The organism is Streptomyces sp. NPDC048417 (genome assembly GCF_040651615.1).
In the GTDB taxonomy this organism is placed as follows: Bacteria; Actinomycetota; Actinomycetes; order Streptomycetales; family Streptomycetaceae; genus Streptomyces.
Window position 1 is genome coordinate 368847 of sequence record NZ_JBEZKI010000004.1, and the last position, 16992, is coordinate 385838.

Sequence of the window (16992 nt, forward strand, 5' to 3'; positions counted from 1 at the left end):
TCCGAGAAGGGACCCGTCAAGGCACACACGCCGACCTCAGCGGACCGGCGCACCCTGGGCCTGCTGGGGAGCGATCCCGAGCGCGGTCGTGTACTTGGCCAGCGCCAGCTTGCCGATCGCCGGATACGGCCCCAGCGGATCGGCCGTGGCGCACCCCGCCTCCTCGGCGGCCGCCGTCAGCAGGCCCCCGTCGATCTCGGGACCGATCAGATACGGCGCCAGCGCCAGCTGCTGCGACCCCGAGCCCCGCAGCTGCTCCGCGACGGAGGAGATCGAACCCTCCTGGTCCAGCGCCGCGGCCATCACCGGCACGGCCAGGCGCGCGGCGAGCAGCATGCCGGTGATCCCGGCGGCCTGCACGGCCTCCTCGCCGCCCACGGAGGCGAGGATGATGCCGTCGGCGGCGGTCGCCACGGTGAACAGACGGGCACGGTCGGCGCGGGCCAGACCGGCCTCCGAGAGACGCACGTGCAGCGCCTCGGCGAGCAGCGGGTGCGGGCCGAGGACGTCGGTCAGGTCGGCGGCGACCCGGCTCTCCATGACGGCCTGGCGGACCTGGCGCAGCAGCGCGCTGTCCGGGCCGGCCAGCAGCGGCACGACGACCGCGACCGGGCCGTCGGGCATCTTGACGCCCTCGACGCCGGCGGCGACGGCCTGCTCGTAGCGGACGGCGCGCTCCTCGGCGGCACGGGCGAGGACCGACTGGAGGGTGGGGAACTCCGCGTCGTCCCCGTCGAGGTACCCGATCCGGGCGTCCAGGCCGGGCAGCTCGGAGCGGGCGATGCTCACGACCTCCTCGGCGAGGCCGCGCGTGGCCGCGCTGGGCGTACCCGGCACGGCGAGGACGAGCGCGGGCGCGTCCTCGGGAGCCACCAGCGGCTCGGGTCGGCGGTGCCGCCCGGGCTGGCGAGGTCGCGGCATTCGTACTGGCAGGCCGGACGCGGGCCCAGTGGGGGAGCTCATGGCGACGCATGTTACTGGCTTATTGGGCTCCCCTGTTCGGGGAGGGTGCAGGTGAGCGGTATCCGTCCGGTTTTGTCTGATGAGTTACACATGATTCGGAGGTGATCCCGTCACCTGTCGGACACTTTGTGTCCCAATGGGATCAATCGCCTTTTGTATGTACTACGGAGAGCAGCTTTTCATCACTCGGCAGAGTGAGCCGCCCGACGGCCAGGTCACTCGCGACGCGTACCGCTCCGTGCAGCGGATCGCCCTCCGCCGGGACCTGCCGTGCCCGCGGCAGCCGAGTGGACAACTCCTCGGCCAGCGGTCCCAGAAGCGGGTCGCCCAGCTTGGACAGGCCGCCGGTGAGGGCGACTCGGGGCTCACCGGCCGTGGGGCAGACGGCGACGGCCGACTCGGCCATGTGCCGGGCCGCCGCGCGCAGGATCCCGGCCGCGACCGGGTCGTGTGCGGCGCAGTCCGCGACCTGCGGGGCGAAGGAGGCCAGTACGGCGGGCCGGTCGGCGCGTGGATAGAGCTGCCCGGGCAGCCCGGCCGGCGGCCCGAACCGCTCCTCGGCGCACGCCAGCAGCGCGGCCGAGCCGCCGTCGCGTCCGTCGAAGGCGCGCAGTGCCGCCTCCAGGCCCGCCCGGCCGATCCAGGCGCCACCGCCGCAGTCACCCAGCAGATGCCCCCAGCCGTCCGCCCGCCGCCACCCCGTCAGATCGGTGCCGATCGCGATCAGCCCCGTACCGGCGGCGATCACCGCGCCCGGGCGCGGGCCCAGGGCGCCGACGTATGCCGTCACGGCGTCGGCGGCCAGGGCGACCGTCCGCACGCCGAGCTCGCGGGCCAGCGCGTCCGGCAGTTCGGCCCGCAGGGCGTCGCCGAGGCTGGCCAGCCCGGCGGCGCCGACGACGACCGTCGGCACCCCGGCCAGCCCGTATTCGCCGATCAGCGCCCGTGCCATGGGCAGGAGTTGCTCCAGCAGATGCCCGGGGTCGATGCCCCGCGCCCCTGTGCGCACCGGCTCCCGGGACTCCCGCGGCACCGACGGCTCCCGCCCCGGCACGCCTACGACGGCCCGCAGCCCGGAGCCACCGGAGTCGACGGCGAGAAACCCGGACCCGAGGCCCCTGGAGCCCCCGGAGTCGCGGGGGTCGGCGGCGAGATCCTCCAGGCCGTGCGACTCGCCGCCCCGTCCGCTCATCGCGGACACCTCATGGCGGACGCCGGTCCGCAGGCATGGGCGAGGGCCGCGCGGACGTCACCGTCGGCAACCGGCCGCGGAACGGACGGAGGTTGCGGGCGTCGCGGACGCAGGAAGCTCTGCCGGGTCCGGGGGGTGAGGCCGCCGTCGGAGGGCCGGGGCAGGCCTTGGTCGATGTTCGGCTCCCGGAGGATGTCGGGTGCGGGAGTCTCCGGATCCGGACGTCGGCGACGAGCGGCCGGTAAGGCGCGACGACCATGGCGCGGCGGTTCGGTCGCTGGACGCAACGGGCTCCCCTCCTCCCCGCTGACCGACGGCGCGGTCCGCTGGACCGGCTCGATGACCTTGACGAGGACGAAGAGTAGCGCCGCGGGCGGCGTCCGTGCGTGCGGGCTTCCCTGACTGTGCGGAACCCCGGTGTGTGCCAGTAGGGTGACGCGCTGTGGCACCACGACCCTTGCATGAACTTGTTGAAGCAGGCTGGGCGAAGGCTCTTGAACCTGCGGCCGAACGTATCGCCGCGATGGGGGACTTCCTGCGGGCCGAGATAGCGGCCGGACGGACCTACCTGCCGTCCGGAGCGAATGTCCTGCGGGCCTTCCAGCAGCCCTTCGACGACGTTCGTGTCCTGATCGTCGGCCAGGATCCGTATCCCACGCCGGGAATGGCCATCGGACTGAGTTTCGCGGTCTCACCCGAGGTGCGTTCGTTGCCGGGCAGCCTGGAGAACATCTTCCGGGAGCTGAACACCGACCTGGGGCTGCCCAGGCCGTCCAACGGCGACCTCACCCCTTGGACCCAGCAGGGGGTGCTCCTGCTGAACAGGGCGCTCACCACCGCCCCGCGCAGTCCGGCGGCGCACCGAGGCAAGGGCTGGGAGGAGGTCACCGAGCAGGCCATCCGGGCGCTGGCGGCGCGTGGCAAGCCGCTGGTGTCCATCCTCTGGGGACGTGACGCGCGCAATCTGCGGCCGTTGCTCGGGGACCTGCCGGCGATCGAGTCCGCTCATCCCTCGCCGATGTCGGCGGACCGCGGGTTCTTCGGCTCGCGCCCCTTCAGCCGGGCCAACGACCTGCTGGTGCGGCAAGGGGGTCAGCCCGTGGAGTGGCGTCTGCCGTGAGCCGTGGCGCGTGCGACGGCTCGGAGGGCGGTTGCGGTACGCGCGTCGCGGGTGATGTCCCGACGCCTGCCCCGCGTTCGTTCTGACGGCCGGCAGGCCGATGACGTGCGTGCTGCCGACGGGCACGGCGCCCGCCGACGAGCGGGAGACATCAGGCCGTGACCTGATACGCCGGGTAGGTCAGGTATCCGGCGTCACCCCCCTGGTAGTACGTGGTCTCGTCGACGGGAGCGATCGGGACACCGGTGCGCAGGCGCTCGACCAGGTCGGGGTTGGCGATGAAGCCGCGGCCGAAGCTGATGAGTTCGGCGCCCAGCCCGAGCCAGTGGTCGGCGTCGGCCCGGCCGGCCTGCTTGGGGCCCATGGGAAGCACCGGGTTCATGACGAGAGTGCCCGGCCAGGTACGGCGCAGGCCGACGAGTACGTCTTCGGGGGCGGTGGCCGTCAGGTGGACGTAGGCCACGTCGAGGCGGGCCAGCTCGGTCAGGAGCGCGGTGTAGAGCTCGGGGACATCGGCTTCCGCCACGCCCCAGAAGGTTCCGCCCGGGGAGAGACGGATGCCGGTCCTGGCCCCGCCGACCGCCTCGACGGTGGCGGCCACGGCTTCGACGGCGAACCGGATCCGGTTGGCCACCGAACCGCCGTAACGGTCCGTGCGGAGGTTGGCGTTGGAGGAGAGGAACTGCGAGATCAGGTAGCCGTTGGCGCCGTGCAGTTCCACGCCGTCGAATCCGGCGTCGACGGCGTACCGGGCCGCCTCGGCGTACGACCGGGCGTGCGAGGGCACTTCGGCGGTGTCCAGGGCGCGGGGCGTCGGCGCGGGCCGGGGCCCCGTCGGGGTGAACACCTCGCCGACGGCGGGGACCGCCGAGGGACCGACCGGCCGCGTTCCCGTCGTGTCGGGATGTGAGACCCGGCCGCTGTGCATGATCTGGGCGAAGATCCGGCCACCGTTGGCGTGTACGGCGGCCGTCACGGGGCGCCACGAGGCGACGTGCGCCTCGCTGTGCAGTCCTGGCGTACCCGGATTCGACTGCCCGACCACACTCGGCTGCACCCCCTCGGTCACGATCAGCCCGGCCGTCGCCCGCTGGGCGTAGTACGTCGCCATCGACGGCGTGGCCAGTCCGCCGGCGGCGGCCCGGACCCGCGTCATCGGGGCCATCACCACCCGGTTGGGCAGCGCCATGTCGCCGAGCCGATAGCTGTCGAAAAGGGTCGTCACGTCAGGACTCCATCGCGATCCACCGTGCCCGGCTCTCGGGCACGGCAGTTACGCTAAAACCTCACATCGATGTCAGAGGCAAGGCCTGTGTCACAGGTCACGGAGGGGGCGGTATGCGCATCGGGGAACTCGCGTCGCGCACGGGAGTCAGCATCAGATCCCTGCGTTACTACGAGGACCAGGGGCTGCTCACCAGTTCCCGCAGTGCCAGTGGGCAGCGGCACTACCGGGAGGAGGAGGTCGAGCGGGTGGCGTTCATCCAGCGGTTGTACGCCGCGGGTCTGTCCAGCCGTACCATCGCCGACCTGCTGCCGTGCGTGGACTCGCCCAGCGAGGAGAACTCCGATGCCGCGCTGGAGCGGATGGCACGGGAACGGGACCGGCTCTCCGAGCACATCACCGACCTCGTACGTACCCGGGACACACTCGACATGCTGATGAGCGCGGCCCGAAAGCACCGGGCGGGCCTGCGGCCCGCAGTGGCCCAGTGACCGAGCGGGGAAACCCCGCCCACGGCTGTTGCCGGTGGTCCCCGGGGCCGCCCCGGCCGCCGATGTCGCCCACTCCCTCTGCCGGTGCGCGTGCATGCCGAACCTCGCCACGCGGGCGACCGGCTCGTGGTGCCCGTGGACGGGGCAGCCGAGCAGGCCCGGAAGACGGTGCCCGATGACGCTGTCGCCGGTCAGCTGTCGCCGGTCAGCTGCCGCCGGTCAGCCCCTGGTCAGCTGCTGCCGGCAGGCCGACGGCCGGCGTCCAGCGGATCTGCGTACTGGCCAGCGTGACCACGAGCGCCGCTGCCGCGACGACCGCCAGTCCCCACACCAGGCTGCTCGAGTTCGCCACGAACCCGATGAGCGGTGGCCCGGCCAGCAGGCCCGTCGTTCCCGTCGCGGCGACCAGGGCCAGCGCCTCCGAGCCCTGTTTCGCCGCGGCCACATAGACACACGGGGTCACGGCCGCACAGCCCAGCCCCACGCAGGCGAACCCGATGAGGGCCGCCGTCACGCCCCCGCCCACCAGGGCGAAGACCAGCCCGGCGGCGGCCAGCGCGCTGCCCGACAGGACGACCCGCCCGTCGCCCCAGCGGGTGCGCCAGCCGTCGGCGAAGAGGCGGGCCACCACCATCATGCCCGACACCACGGCGATGCCCGCCGGTGCCAACTCCGCGGAGGCGTGGGCGATTTCCCTCAGGTAGAGGGCGGACCAGTCGTTCATGGCGCCCTCGGTCACGGTGCCGAACGCCATGGCGCAGCACATCCAGAGCGTCATGCGGGACGGCAGGCTCCAGGTGCCGCCGCGCTTCCTCTCCTTGGCGGCCTTCTCGTGGGCGGAGGCGGCTGAGGCGTCTGAGGCGGACGCGTCGGAGGCGGACGCGGCGGACGCGTCTTCGTCGAGCAGACCGGGGCGCGCCACGGCGGCCAGCAGCACGAGCAGCACGGCGGCCACACCGAAGTGCACCGCCACCGACGAGGTCGCCGCGTTCATGCCGGAGGCCAGGAGGGCCGCGAGCAGGGAGCCGGCGCTGAACGTCGCGTGCAGTCTGGCCATGGCGTTGCGCTCGTACCGGGTCTCCAGGGCCGCTCCCTGCGCGTTCATGGCCACGTTCAGGCAGCCCACGAACACCCCGTCGGCCACCATCACCAGCAGGGCGACGGGATAGTCCGGCGCCGCGGCCAGCGCGAGGAGCAGCACGGTCAGACAGAGGGCCGACAGCAGCGCCAGCCGCGCCGAGCCCAGCCTTCTCGTGAGCACCGGCACCAGCGGGAACGACGCCACGGCACCTATGCCCGCGGCCATCAGCAGCACCCCCACCTCGGCCGCGGTCAGACCGAGGTCCGCCTTGAGGGCGGGGATCCGCGAGGCCCAGGTCGCGTACTGGAAACCGAGCGAACAGAACAGCGCGGCGATGGCCAACTGGGCGCGATGGAATGGATCATGGACACGGAACACGGAGATCAACTCGCTTGGTCGACTCGGCCGTCGCCTCGGGCATGGAGACGGGACATGTAGACGGCGTTCGCGCCGTAACCGCCCGGGGAGATCCCCGGGTGCGGGGTGAATCCGCGCGCCGACCAGAACGGCTCGCTGCGGCCGACGGCGATCAGCGAGATCCGCTCGAACCCGCGCGAACGGGCGGTCAGGGTCAGGTGGTTCAGGAGACGCTGGCCCAGTCCCCTGCCGCGCAGACGCTCGGTGACCACGAGGTCGTGCAGGTGCAGATTGCGCGCGGAGCGCGCGGGGAGAGCAGGCGCCTCCGTCCGTGCGAGGTCGGGATATCCGAAGGACGGATACGGCAGTGCCAGCAGGTATCCGGCCGACCGTGAGCCGACGTCCAGGACGAAACAGGTGTCCGGCGAGGCCTCCGCCCGGGACCGCAGCGCCGCCCGCCCCTCCGACAGGCCGAGGGCCGTGTAGGCGCGGGACTCCAGCGCGACGATGGTGTCCCAGTCGGCGTCGGTGATGGGGCGTATGTGTACGTGGTCGCCGGTCATGGTCGCCCCCCGCCCGTACAGACGTAGGGGAGCGGGTCGAAGCCGTTGAACCCCTGGGTCGTGTAGCTGATCGCGTAGGCGCCGCTGGACAGCACCCAGACCGGATCGCCCGACTTCAGATCCGCGGGGACCTGCACGAGACCGTGCTCATGGGGGTAGGCGTCGTCGCTGTCGCAGGTGGGACCCGCGACGACGGCCGGGACGGACTCGGCGTCACGATGCGTGGGGAAGACGAGCCGGTACTGCAACGCGTCCATCTCGTACAGGCCGTTGAACTTGCCGCAGCTCAGGTAGAGCCAGTACTGGGGCTCGCCGTCGGGCCGCCGCCGCTTGGACAGCCTGGCCACGTGGGCCCGGATGACCCCGTGGTCGGCGACGAGGTGGCGGCCCGGCTCCATGACGAACGCGAGGTGTTCGCCGTGGACTTTCCTGAGGTGGCGCATGCCCTCGCGGATCACAGCGAAGATCTTGTCCAGCGGGGGGTCCAGCGGAGTGCCGTACCGGTCGAGGTATCCGAGGGCCGGCAGACCGCCGCCGAGGTTGACATGGTCCAGCAGGATCCCGCGCCGGCCGAGGGCGGTCAGGACGTCCGCCAGGCGCTCGACGGCACTGTGCCAGGCGTCGGCCGTCATCTGCTGGGAGCCGACGTGCACGGACAGCCCGGAAGGGGTCAGCCCCTTCTCCCGTGCCGCCGCCAGGATCCGCACCGCGTCCGCGGGTGTGCAGCCGAACTTGTCGCTGAGTCCCCACAGCGCCCCTTCGCCGCCGGTCGCGAGCCTGGCGAACACCCGGGCTTCCGGAGCGTGGACCGCGATCGCCGCCATGTCCTCCAGGCTGTCGGTGGCGAAGTCCCGGACCCCGAGCCGGTGGGCGTCGGCGATGTCCCGGTCCGACTTGACGGTGTTGCCGTAGTGCATCCGGCCGACCGGCACGCCCACGCGCAGCGCCTGCTCCAGTTCGCGGGGGCTTGCCGCGTCGATTCCGGCGCCCTTCCCGGCGAGGCACCCGAGCACCTCGTCCACCGGGCAGGCCTTCATGGCGAAACGGAGGTCGACGCCGGGCAGTTCACGCCGCAGCCGGTCGTAGCCGTCCTCGATGCCGGTCAGGTCGAAGACGATGCGGTCCTCGGTGGAGCCCTCCAGTACGGTGATCACGGGTGGTCTCACCGCTGCTGCCCGGGCGTCGCAGGTACGGAGGTGAGCCTCGCCGCACGCACCAGCGGGTCCCACGCCTCCGTCAGCAGGGCGAAGTCCTCGATGTCGCCGCGGGCTTCGTCGAGGAGCCGTTCGCGACGCTGCCACAGGAGGTCGGCGAACTCGGCGTATCGACCGCCCAGTTTCCGGTAGGCCGAGTCGAGGACGTCCAGCCTCCGGACGTTCTCGCCCGGGTCGAGCCGGGCGCTCTCCCGCGCCAGCCGGGCCACGACGGACGCGCGCACCTGCCCCTGGTCGTCGAGCAGCCGCCCACCTGCGCGGGCCATCTCGTCGTAGATGAAGTTGAAGTAGAGCATGGACAGCAGGAACTTGACGAAGCGCAGCTGGTACGCGATCAGGCCGGAGTCGGTCCTGCGCTCACCGGTGTAGAAGTTGACGATGTTCCGGTTGTGCAGGACGCCCGGCAGCGCGGCGTCGTGCACCAGGTGGATCAGGAAGTAGTCGCTGCCGATCGTGTCGGTCGCGGGCGGCAACGGCACACGCTCGTGTACTCCGTGGAAGCTGATGTTGCACATGTCCACGCGCATGGGATCGACCAGGGCCAGCATGGAGTGATCCGCGGTGAACGCGTCCGAGCCCGCGCCTCGGAAGGACTCGTCGACGAGTTGTCCCCGCTGCTCGTCGGACCAGTGGGCAGGCGCCCACAGACCGACCACGTCGTGGTAGACGGCGGGGTCGATCCGGAGTATCTCGCCGATGTCCACGGACAGTTCGCCCACGAACGAGCTGCCCACCATCGCGACCCGCTTGCTCATGTGGTCGACGGCCAGGGCGTTCTCGGTGACTTCGGGCGCGGCGTCGGCCGCGCGCCTGCCGAGCGAGAGGAGTTCGTGATGGACCGGGAAAACGTTGTCTCCGTCCACGGCCTGGTAGCGGCTGTCGGAGTCCCTGCGGTGGACGGACTCGCAGCCGAGCGCGGCGGCGATGAGGAACGCGCGGTTGGTGCAGGCTCCGTAGGAGACGCCGGCCGGGAGCATCAGGTCCAGCAGCAGATCGGGTTTCATGACCGCGGCCCGGTCGATCACCCGCCGGAGAAAGTCCCGCTGCCGGTCCTCGTCGAGATGGTGTACGACGATCCGCGGATCGCCCGGGATGCGGCGTACGGCCTCGGCGTGTTCCGCACGGACCGGTGCCGTGCAGGAGTCCAGGATCAGCAGGTGCACCTCGGTGTCGAAGTGCTCGGCCGCGTAGGCCGCTTCCTCGGCGACGGCGGCGATCGTCGCGGAGCACGGTCGGTTGGTGGGCAGGGTCAGACAGATTCGGCGCATGTCTCTTCTCCGGCCGGTATCTCTCCTGCGACCGGCTCGACCGGCTCGTGGGTGTCCGCTCCGCTCCAGGACGTGCGGCCCAGCAACTTCGACCCCAGGTCGGTGAGGTCGGCCCTGCCGTACCGCAGGGACTCGTGTCGGGTGGCGTCGCCGAGGAGTGTCCCGTTCCAGTCCGGCGTACCGAGCGTGCGCCATGACTCGACCCGGGAGCGCCTGAGCGTCTGGTGGGACTCCAGCGCCGGCATCATCGAGAGGTACTGGGCCGCCCGCACCGCGCCGTCGGAGGTGTTGGGCGCCACGCCGTGCGCCAGCAGGCCGTTGAAGATCAGCAGATCGCCGGCCCCGAGCTCCGGCCGGACCACGGGGAACTCCGTACGGTCGATCCTGGGCCGGATCGGGTCGCGGTCGTCGGACTGGAACGCCTTCCACTGGTCGAACCGCTTGAACAGTTCGGGGCAGCACTGGAATCCGCCGAGTTCCGGCCGGGTGTCGGTGAGGGCGATGATCCCCTGGACCCGCTGCGGCAGCACGCCGAGGGTGGTGTCGACATCCCAGTGGAGCTCGATGTCGAACCCCTCCTGTGTGCTCGGGATCAGCGCCCGGTCGCGGTTCTTGATGTTCGGCGGGTTCAGGTTGAGCCGGTCGAGCGTGACCCACAGCTCTTCGCAGTCCCACACGTCGACGAACGCGTCGTAGACGCGCTGCGTCTGGCGGCTGTCCCACAGGAGCTGGTGGTGGTAGGCCTCGACGAAGCCGTAGATGTGCAGTTCCCGGTCCAGGTCCGAGCGGTAGGCGCGGTCCTCGTACCAGGTCTCCGGACGATCGGGGTCGAGACCCTGGAACTCCCAGGCGAAGTCCAGCAGTCGGCGGGCCGACGAGGCGGGGATCGCCTCCTTCACCACGACGTATCCGTAGGTCTGCCAGAAGGCGAAGTCCTCCTCGGAGAGGACGCGGAGGGGGCGGGTCTTCTGCAGGTCCCGCAGGGGTGTCTGGGCGAGATAGGTCTCGCCGTCCGAACTGAAGTAGGGGAGGTTCGACGGGGCTCGATGGAGATAACGGTCAGTCGTGGGCATGCGGTGCTCCAGACCTCGATCTCAGGTGGCGGCGACCCCGACCGGGTCGCCAGATGCGTGGCGCGAGGGCGGTGGCCGTTCCCGCAGGATCACTGCCCCACGTGACACACCAGCCCCGGTTCGAACTCGCGCAGCCCTAACTTGGACTAGACCAACTCGTCATGTCAAACATGGCAGTTGAGGGCGTGTTTTCGTCAAGAAGGCGGAAATCGGACCCCCTTGACACGGATGGTTAGCCTGAGCGGAGACTCATTGGTCTGTACCAACAGAAGGGCACGCTCGATGGTCTCCAGCACACACGGCAAGGACTTGCGACGACTTGCGCTCTCCGTTCTGCAGCCGGGGTTCGTGGGCACCGACGCGCCGGACTGGGTGCTGCGCGACATCGGTGACGGGCTGGCCTCGGTCGTGCTCTTCGCCCGGAACATCGTCTCGATCGACCAGGTCGCCCGGCTGACCGCTCGGCTACGCGCGGAGAACCCCGAGTTGGTCATCGCGATCGACGAGGAAGCCGGCGACGTCACCCGGATCGAGTCCGCGACCGGCTCCACCCGGCCCGGCAACTTCGCCCTCGGCACCGTCGACGACACCGACCTCACCGAGGCCGTCGCCGCCGACCTGGGCCGTCAGCTGCGCGCCGCCGGCATCAGCCTCGACTACGCGCCCAGCGCCGACGTCAACTCCAACCCCGACAACCCGATCATCGGGGTCCGGTCCTTCGGCGTCGACCCGAAGGTGGTGTCCCGTCACACCGGCGCGTGGATCCGGGGGCTCCAGTCGGCCGGGGTCGCCGCCTGCGCCAAGCACTTCCCCGGCCACGGCGACGTAGCCGTCGACTCCCACCACGGCCTGCCCACCTACGGTGCCGACCGCGAACAGATCGCCGCCCAGGCCCTGCCGCCGTTCCGCGCCGCCCTGGACGCCGGTGTGCGCGCGGTGATGACCGGTCACCTGCTGGTCCCCGCCTACGACACCGAGCTGCCCGCCACGCTCAGTCGGCGCATCCTGGACGGACTGCTCCGTCAGGAGCTCGGGTTCGACGGCATGGTCGTCACCGACGCCATCGAGATGGGTGCCGTCGCCGACCGCTACGGCATCGGCGGGGCCACGGTGCGAGCCGTCGCCGCCGGAGCCGACGCCGTCTGTGTCGGCGGCGAGAACGCCGAGGAGGCCACCGCCGGCCTGCTCGCCGACGCCCTGGTCGACGCCGTCGCCTCCGGGGACCTCACCGAGGCGCGGCTCGCCGAGGCGAGCGGTCGCGTGCGGGAGTTCGCGGCCTGGTCGGCAGGCCTGAGTCCGGCCGGTCCCGCCGACACGAACGGCAGCCGCATCGGCTTCGCGGCCGCCCGCCGGGCCATCCGGCTGACCGGAGCCGTGCAGGACACGGTGCCCCTGTCCGCCGCACCGCACGTGGTGGAGCTGGTGCCCACCACCAACCTGGCCATCGGCAAGGAGACCCCCTGGGGCGTGGCTGCCCCGCTGCTCGAGCGACTGCCCGGAACGACGTCCGTCCGGGTGCGCCACGAGGACCTGCGGTCACATACCGCCACCCTCAAGACGCATGCCCTGACACCCGCCGCGGGCCGCCCACTGGTCGTGGTCGTCAGGGACGCCTCCCGGCACGAGTGGATGGCGCGCGCCCTCGCCGAGATCGTCGCCGCTCGTCCCGACGCGATCGTCGTGGAGATGGGCCTGCCGGGCGCCCCTGTCCCCGCGGCCGCCCAGATCTTCACCCACGGCGCCACCGCCGCCTCCGGAGTGGCCGCCGCGGAAGTCCTGGCGGGGGTCCGCTAGCGCCCGGGGGGATCCAACGTCCTCACCCGCACGCGACGTTGACGGACCCGCGGCTCTTTCCTACCTTCTGAGAGCGCTCTCACATCCATCGCCAGAGCAGGCAGGTCCCATGACCCCCCAACAGAGACCAAGTAGCCGCCGTCTTCCCCGAGCCGCGGCCGCACTCGCCCCGGCACTGCTCGCCGTCCTCGTCCCCCTCGCACCCCCGGCGTCCGCCGCCGTCAACATCTGCAACAAGTACTGCGACACCCGTGACCCCGCCCTCTCCCCGGGCGACCGCACACCGGTCACGGCGAGCATCTACTCACGGTCCGTCGTCCTGCACTTCGACGACGCCGACGCCATGGGCTGGGCGTCCATCGACAACGGCAGCCCGGGCGACGAGGTGTGGCTCGACCGCTCCTTCGACGGCGGCCGCACCTGGAGTTCGGGCAGCAGACTCGGCGACACCAGCGTGCCCACGGGCCGGCGCGGCTGGCGCACCCTCATGTACAACGTCGACGACTGGAACAACCTCGGCGTCGGCGCCCTGCGCGCCTGCGGCAAGGCCGGGGACCGTGCCGAGATCGCCTGCACTCCCTGGGCCCGCACCACCTGGAACGCGGGCGAGCCGCGTACCGCGGCGGCCACCGGCCTGATGACCTTCTACGACTACGGAACCGGCCTGTTCGACACCACCGGCTGGTGGAACTCCGCGAACGCCCTGACCGCGGTCATCGACAACATCCGCGTGACGGGCATGGACAGTTACCGGTACGCCGTCGCCCGCACCTACGACCTGAACATCAACGCGCAGGGCGGGCAGTTTCGCAACGACTACATCGATGACACCGGCTGGTGGGGCCTGGCCTGGGTGGCCGCGTACGACCTGACCGGCGACAGCCGCTATCTGAACACCGCCCGCGCGGACGCCGACCACATGGCCGCCTACTGGGACGGCACCTGCGGCGGCGGAGTGTGGTGGAGCACGGCGAAGACCTACAAGAACGCGATCGCCAACTCCCTCTACATCCAGCTCAACGCCGCCCTGCACAACCGCGTCCCGGGCGACACGACGTACCTCGGCCGGGCCCGGGCCGGCTGGACCTGGTTCCAGGGCAGCGGCATGATCAACGGCTCGCACCTGGTCAACGACGGCATCGACCTGTCCACCTGCGGCAACAACGGCCAGGCCGTCTGGTCGTACAACCAGGGCGTCCTCCTCGGCGCCCTGGCCGAGCTGTACCAGGCCACCGGCGACGGCGGACTGCTCACCAGCGCACGGCAGATCGCCGACGCCGCCACCACGACCTCCCCGCTCCACACCTCCGACGGCATCCTGCGCGATCCGTGCGAGAGCGGCGACTGCGGAGGCGACGGCCCTTCCTTCAAGGGCGCCCACGTCCGCGGCCTCGCCAAGCTCAACTCCGTGCTCCCGGACCACCCGTACACCGCCTACCTCAAACGCCAGGCGGACCGCGCCCACGGGAGCGACCGCAACGCCCTCGACCAGTACGGGCTGCGCTGGTACGGCCCGCTCGACCAGGTGGACGCCGCCCGTCAGCAGAGCGCCCTCGACCTGCTCAACGCCGCGTCGTGACCGGCCGACAACGTTATCCGGGTCGGCGACCGTGCAGCCGTCCCTCGGATATCGACCAGTCTGCAACCCACCACTGACAGCGGCCTGTGGACCGTTCGTGTGCGCAGGTCGGAGCGGTGGTGTCGGCCCGGTCGAACAGGGTGACGGGACTCGTTCCGGAAGACGCCTGCGCGAGCGGGGTCAGTCGTGCGACCGTCGACTTGGAGGTTCGCCGTGAGCAACGGGGCGGCCTCTCCCGTATGGGAGGGCGGTCCGGGCTGTCCGTGCGCGCGTGAGGAGGATGCCTTTGAAGGCGTTCCGTGGTCCGAAGGTCTGGTTGTGGCGCTGGCGGCGCAACCCGCTGAAGCGTCGCGCCGACACGGTGGAGGCCTGGGTGCTGCTCGGCGCCTGGCTGTTCACCTTGCTGGCCGGGGTGCTCGGCGGGCTCGCGGCGGGCCGGTCGGTCGAGGACGGTCTGGCCCGCGAGCGCGCCGAATGGCACCCGGTCGTGGCCCATGTCATGGACAAGGCCCCAGGAGAGTCGGGGCCGAAGTCCGAGTCCGCCGGCCGCGAACGGGTCTGGGCGAGGGTGGGCTGGACCGTCGCCGACGGCTCCGCGCACACCGGCCAGGCCCGGGTCGCGGCCGGCAGCAGGGCAGGCGCTCCGGTCACCGTCTGGACGGACCCCCAGGGGCATCTCGTCACCCGACCCGCCACCGCGTCCGAGGCCCACTTCCGCTCCGCGCTGATCGGCGGTCTGGTCGGGCTGAGCACCGCCGCCGTCCCCTTCGTCGCCGGGCTCGTGGTGCGCGGCCGGCTGGAGCGGCGCCGTATGGACCGCTGGGACGCGGAGTGGTCGCGGCTCGGGCCGCAGTGGGGCCGGACGACCGGCTAGTGCTGTGACCGGAAAGGTCTGCCGGAGGCTCGCGGCGTCCGGTGCGGTGCATCGCAGGGCGGAGCATCGCCCGCGTACTGGATGTCCTCGGGTGCTGATACAACGCGGCGTGGGGGCACCTCCCGGCCGAAGGCCGGGGGAGTGCCGTGCCGGGCGTCGCGAGCCGGTGAACCTCTCCGGTCGCAGCACCACGGCTTCCCGAGGTCACTGACTCGCCAGCGCCCTCCGGCAGTTGGCGAGCAGCCGCTCGTCCTGGGCGATGTCGTGGCTGCCGTACCCGCCCGGCCGTGCCGTGTGCCGCCGGGCGGTGGCGAGTTCGGCCGTGAGCAGGTCGCGCAGCGGTGCGGCCGCCGGGCCCATCGCGGCCAGGCACTCGGCGATCGCGCCGCGGGCGTACGGATTCTCCGACCAGGCGGCCCGCAGCACCGGCAGCACGGGATCCGGATCCCCGTCGATCCGCCAGCACGCCTGCGCCGCCGCGGTCCGTTCCCACACCCGGCCGGATCCGGCCAGTGCGCGGAGCCCGGGCAGCGCGTCCCGGGCGGCGGGCCCGAGCCGCCCCAGCCGCTCGGCCGCCGTCCGGGCACTGCGGCCGCGACCGTGCGTCAACTCCCTCAGCAGCGTGGGGAGTACGGCATCCACGTCGCCCTCCGCCGCCCACAGGGCCCCCGCCGCCGGCGCCGCGTGCCGGGTGTCGAGGAGCCCGCGCAGGACCGGCGCCGCCGCCCGTGCCGCCGTACCCAGGGCGTCGAGCGCCCGCACCGCCTGCCCGACGAGGGCCTCCCGCGCCCCGAGCCCGTCCGGTGCGCCGCGCAGCAGCCGCAGCACCTCCGGCACCGCCGCCGGGTCCTTCAGGGCGGTGAGCGCCGCCAGCAGCGGAGCGGCCAGCTCGGCGGCCCCGGGGGAGTCCAGCGGGACCTGGCCGAGCCGGTGCCGCAGCGCGGGGGCGAGCGGAGCCGCAGCCGGGCCCAGATGGACCACCTCGAAGCCCAGGCCGGCGGGCATCACCGGGCCCGCCAGCAACTGCCCCAGGGGCTGGACCGCGCGCGGGTCACCGCTTCTGGCCAGCCCCTTGAGCGGGCCGCCCAGCGAGGGTCTGCCGCGCTCCCAGGTGTGCACCCACAGGTCGGGCCGCGCGGTCACCAGCGCGTGCATCTCCTCGGCGGCGGGTGCGGCCAGTCCGAACAGCTCCGCGAGCACCGAGACGGCCGCGTCGCGCAACTGGTCCTCCAGCTGCCCCAGTTGGGCGCCGATCAGCGAGACGGGCGCGCTGAAGTCCGCCCGCCACTCCCGGAACAGCCCGGCCGACATCCGCACCGCGTTGCACCGGTCCATCGCGTCCGGACTGCTCAACTGGCCCACGAGCAGGGCGATCCGGTCGGCCACCCGGTCGTCCAGCGCGCGGTGGAGGGTGCGCAGCAGATACGCGCCCTCCTCGTCCGACGGCCGCAGCCGCCGTATCCGGCCGACGAGCGTGTCCGGGGCCACCCGGTCGGGACCCATGGCGCGCCGCTCGGACCGCTCCCGGAGCAACCGGACCGCCGCCGGCACCAGGTCGGCGGGCAGCCGCTCCGGCGCGCCGAGGGCCAGCTGACCGAGTGCGGCGAGCCGCATCCCCGGGGAGTGCGGCGGTCCGCTCTGCGCGGCCAGCAGCTCCACCGCCCCGGCCGCGTCGGCGGGATGGCGCCGTACGAACAGGCCGAGGGCCGCGGCCAGGGTCGGCAGCACCTGCTCGTCGCGCTCCACCGTGAGCCGCCGGCGCAGCAGCTCCAGCACCCGCGCGGGTTCGTCGAGGAAACGCACCAGCGCCCCCGTGGCCGCCCGCCGCACCCCGGGGCACGGGTCGTCGGCCAGCGGCACGAAGGCCTCGGCACCCGCGCGCACCGCGGCCTGGGCGGGCGGACCGGCGCTCTCCGCCCCGATGCTGACCAGCAGTTCGACTATGGCGCCCCGGTCCGGTACCTCCGCGCGGGAAGCGAGCGCGAAGAGGAACGGGACGCAGGCGAGCGTCGAGTCGTACACGTTCCCCTGGTGGTGCACCGAGCCGTACATCCCGTCGAGCGCGACCTCCCGTTCGGCCGCGTCCGCCGAGGCCAGTCCGCGCAGCAGACCGGGCACGTCCTCCGCGCTGCCGTACGCGTGCCGCAGCGAGGTCCAGTCGACCTTGTCGATCCCCGTGAACACGTTGTCCTCCCCGG

General features: G+C 72.3%; 14 protein-coding genes. 5 read left to right on the forward strand and 9 right to left on the reverse strand.

Translation table 11 applies throughout. The annotated features are described in order from the left end of the window. Nucleotides 1-36 precede the first annotated feature (36 nt). Nucleotides 37-963 carry a hypothetical protein gene (locus AB0D59_RS08730; RefSeq protein ID WP_362562500.1) on the reverse strand — a complete coding sequence of 309 codons (927 nt, stop codon included), beginning with the start codon at nt 961-963 and terminating at the stop codon, nt 37-39. A gap of 142 nt (nt 964-1105) precedes the next feature. Continuing rightward, complete coding sequence (locus AB0D59_RS08735; protein WP_362562503.1) at nt 1106-2155, reverse strand: BadF/BadG/BcrA/BcrD ATPase family protein; 1050 nt, start codon at nt 2153-2155, stop codon at nt 1106-1108. A 442-nt stretch (nt 2156-2597) separates the two neighbouring features. Here AB0D59_RS08735 and AB0D59_RS08740 point away from each other — a divergent pair, with 442 nt between their 5' ends. Next, a complete protein-coding gene (locus AB0D59_RS08740; RefSeq protein ID WP_362562504.1) occupies nt 2598-3275 on the forward strand; it encodes a uracil-DNA glycosylase in 678 nt (225 codons plus the stop codon). A 151-nt stretch (nt 3276-3426) separates the two neighbouring features. On the opposite strand, the gene AB0D59_RS08745 is transcribed toward AB0D59_RS08740, so the two are convergent. Further along, nucleotides 3427-4500, reverse strand: a complete 1074-nt coding sequence (locus AB0D59_RS08745) for an alkene reductase (protein WP_362562507.1) — start codon at nt 4498-4500, stop codon at nt 3427-3429. A gap of 113 nt (nt 4501-4613) precedes the next feature. On the opposite strand from AB0D59_RS08745, the gene AB0D59_RS08750 reads away from it, so the two are divergent. Further along, the gene (locus AB0D59_RS08750) at nt 4614-4991 is read left to right on the forward strand and encodes a MerR family transcriptional regulator (RefSeq protein ID WP_362562510.1); all 378 of its coding nucleotides are present in this window, start codon (nt 4614-4616) and stop codon (nt 4989-4991) included. A 205-nt stretch (nt 4992-5196) separates the two neighbouring features. Here AB0D59_RS08750 and AB0D59_RS08755 read toward each other — a convergent pair whose 3' ends face one another. The 5 genes from AB0D59_RS08755 to AB0D59_RS08775 are packed head-to-tail and all read right to left on the reverse strand — an operon-like array spanning nt 5197 to nt 10547. Then, nucleotides 5197-6450 (reverse strand): MFS transporter, encoded by a 1254-nt coding sequence (locus AB0D59_RS08755; RefSeq protein WP_362562513.1) that lies wholly within the window; start codon nt 6448-6450, stop codon nt 5197-5199. Between the two features lie 5 nt (nt 6451-6455). After that, the gene (locus AB0D59_RS08760; protein ID WP_362562514.1) at nt 6456-6992 is read right to left on the reverse strand and encodes a GNAT family N-acetyltransferase; all 537 of its coding nucleotides are present in this window, start codon (nt 6990-6992) and stop codon (nt 6456-6458) included. Further along, nucleotides 6989-8146: a type III PLP-dependent enzyme gene (locus AB0D59_RS08765; protein ID WP_362562517.1), complete on the reverse strand. Its 1158-nt coding sequence runs from the start codon at nt 8144-8146 to the stop codon at nt 6989-6991. The genes AB0D59_RS08760 and AB0D59_RS08765 overlap by 4 nt, the downstream gene beginning before the upstream one ends. Before the next feature lie 8 nt (nt 8147-8154). Further along, nucleotides 8155-9474 carry a DUF6271 family protein gene (locus tag AB0D59_RS08770; protein WP_362562519.1) on the reverse strand — a complete coding sequence of 440 codons (1320 nt, stop codon included), beginning with the start codon at nt 9472-9474 and terminating at the stop codon, nt 8155-8157. Next, the gene (locus tag AB0D59_RS08775; RefSeq protein WP_362562522.1) at nt 9456-10547 is read right to left on the reverse strand and encodes a phytanoyl-CoA dioxygenase family protein; all 1092 of its coding nucleotides are present in this window, start codon (nt 10545-10547) and stop codon (nt 9456-9458) included. The genes AB0D59_RS08770 and AB0D59_RS08775 overlap by 19 nt, the downstream gene beginning before the upstream one ends. Before the next feature lie 282 nt (nt 10548-10829). Here AB0D59_RS08775 and AB0D59_RS08780 point away from each other — a divergent pair, with 282 nt between their 5' ends. From AB0D59_RS08780 to AB0D59_RS08790, 3 genes are all read left to right on the forward strand, one after another. Beyond that, nucleotides 10830-12341: a glycoside hydrolase family 3 N-terminal domain-containing protein gene (locus AB0D59_RS08780; RefSeq protein ID WP_362562524.1), complete on the forward strand. Its 1512-nt coding sequence runs from the start codon at nt 10830-10832 to the stop codon at nt 12339-12341. 109 nt (nt 12342-12450) lie between these two features. Beyond that, nucleotides 12451-13920, forward strand: a complete 1470-nt coding sequence (locus AB0D59_RS08785) for a glycoside hydrolase family 76 protein (protein ID WP_362562526.1) — start codon at nt 12451-12453, stop codon at nt 13918-13920. A gap of 280 nt (nt 13921-14200) precedes the next feature. Further along, nucleotides 14201-14794, forward strand: a complete 594-nt coding sequence (locus AB0D59_RS08790; protein ID WP_362562529.1) for a hypothetical protein — start codon at nt 14201-14203, stop codon at nt 14792-14794. Between the two features lie 204 nt (nt 14795-14998). On the opposite strand, the gene AB0D59_RS08795 is transcribed toward AB0D59_RS08790, so the two are convergent. Further along, nucleotides 14999-16978, reverse strand: coding sequence for a HEAT repeat domain-containing protein (locus AB0D59_RS08795; RefSeq protein ID WP_362562532.1), 1980 nt, complete (start codon nt 16976-16978; stop codon nt 14999-15001). Nucleotides 16979-16992: the final 14 nt, after the last annotated feature.

Coding starts and splice junctions, on each gene's coding strand:
- AB0D59_RS08730 (WP_362562500.1), bottom strand. CDS start 963: ATGAGCTCCCCCACTGGGCCCGCGTCCGGCCTGCCAGTACGAATGCCG.
- AB0D59_RS08735 (WP_362562503.1), bottom strand. CDS start 2,155: ATGAGCGGACGGGGCGGCGAGTCGCACGGCCTGGAGGATCTCGCCGCC.
- AB0D59_RS08750 (WP_362562510.1), top strand. CDS start 4,614: ATGCGCATCGGGGAACTCGCGTCGCGCACGGGAGTCAGCATCAGATCC.
- AB0D59_RS08760 (WP_362562514.1), bottom strand. CDS start 6,992: ATGACCGGCGACCACGTACACATACGCCCCATCACCGACGCCGACTGG.
- AB0D59_RS08770 (WP_362562519.1), bottom strand. CDS start 9,474: ATGCGCCGAATCTGTCTGACCCTGCCCACCAACCGACCGTGCTCCGCG.
- AB0D59_RS08775 (WP_362562522.1), bottom strand. CDS start 10,547: ATGCCCACGACTGACCGTTATCTCCATCGAGCCCCGTCGAACCTCCCC.
- AB0D59_RS08780 (WP_362562524.1), top strand. CDS start 10,830: ATGGTCTCCAGCACACACGGCAAGGACTTGCGACGACTTGCGCTCTCC.
- AB0D59_RS08785 (WP_362562526.1), top strand. CDS start 12,451: ATGACCCCCCAACAGAGACCAAGTAGCCGCCGTCTTCCCCGAGCCGCG.
- AB0D59_RS08790 (WP_362562529.1), top strand. CDS start 14,201: ATGCCTTTGAAGGCGTTCCGTGGTCCGAAGGTCTGGTTGTGGCGCTGG.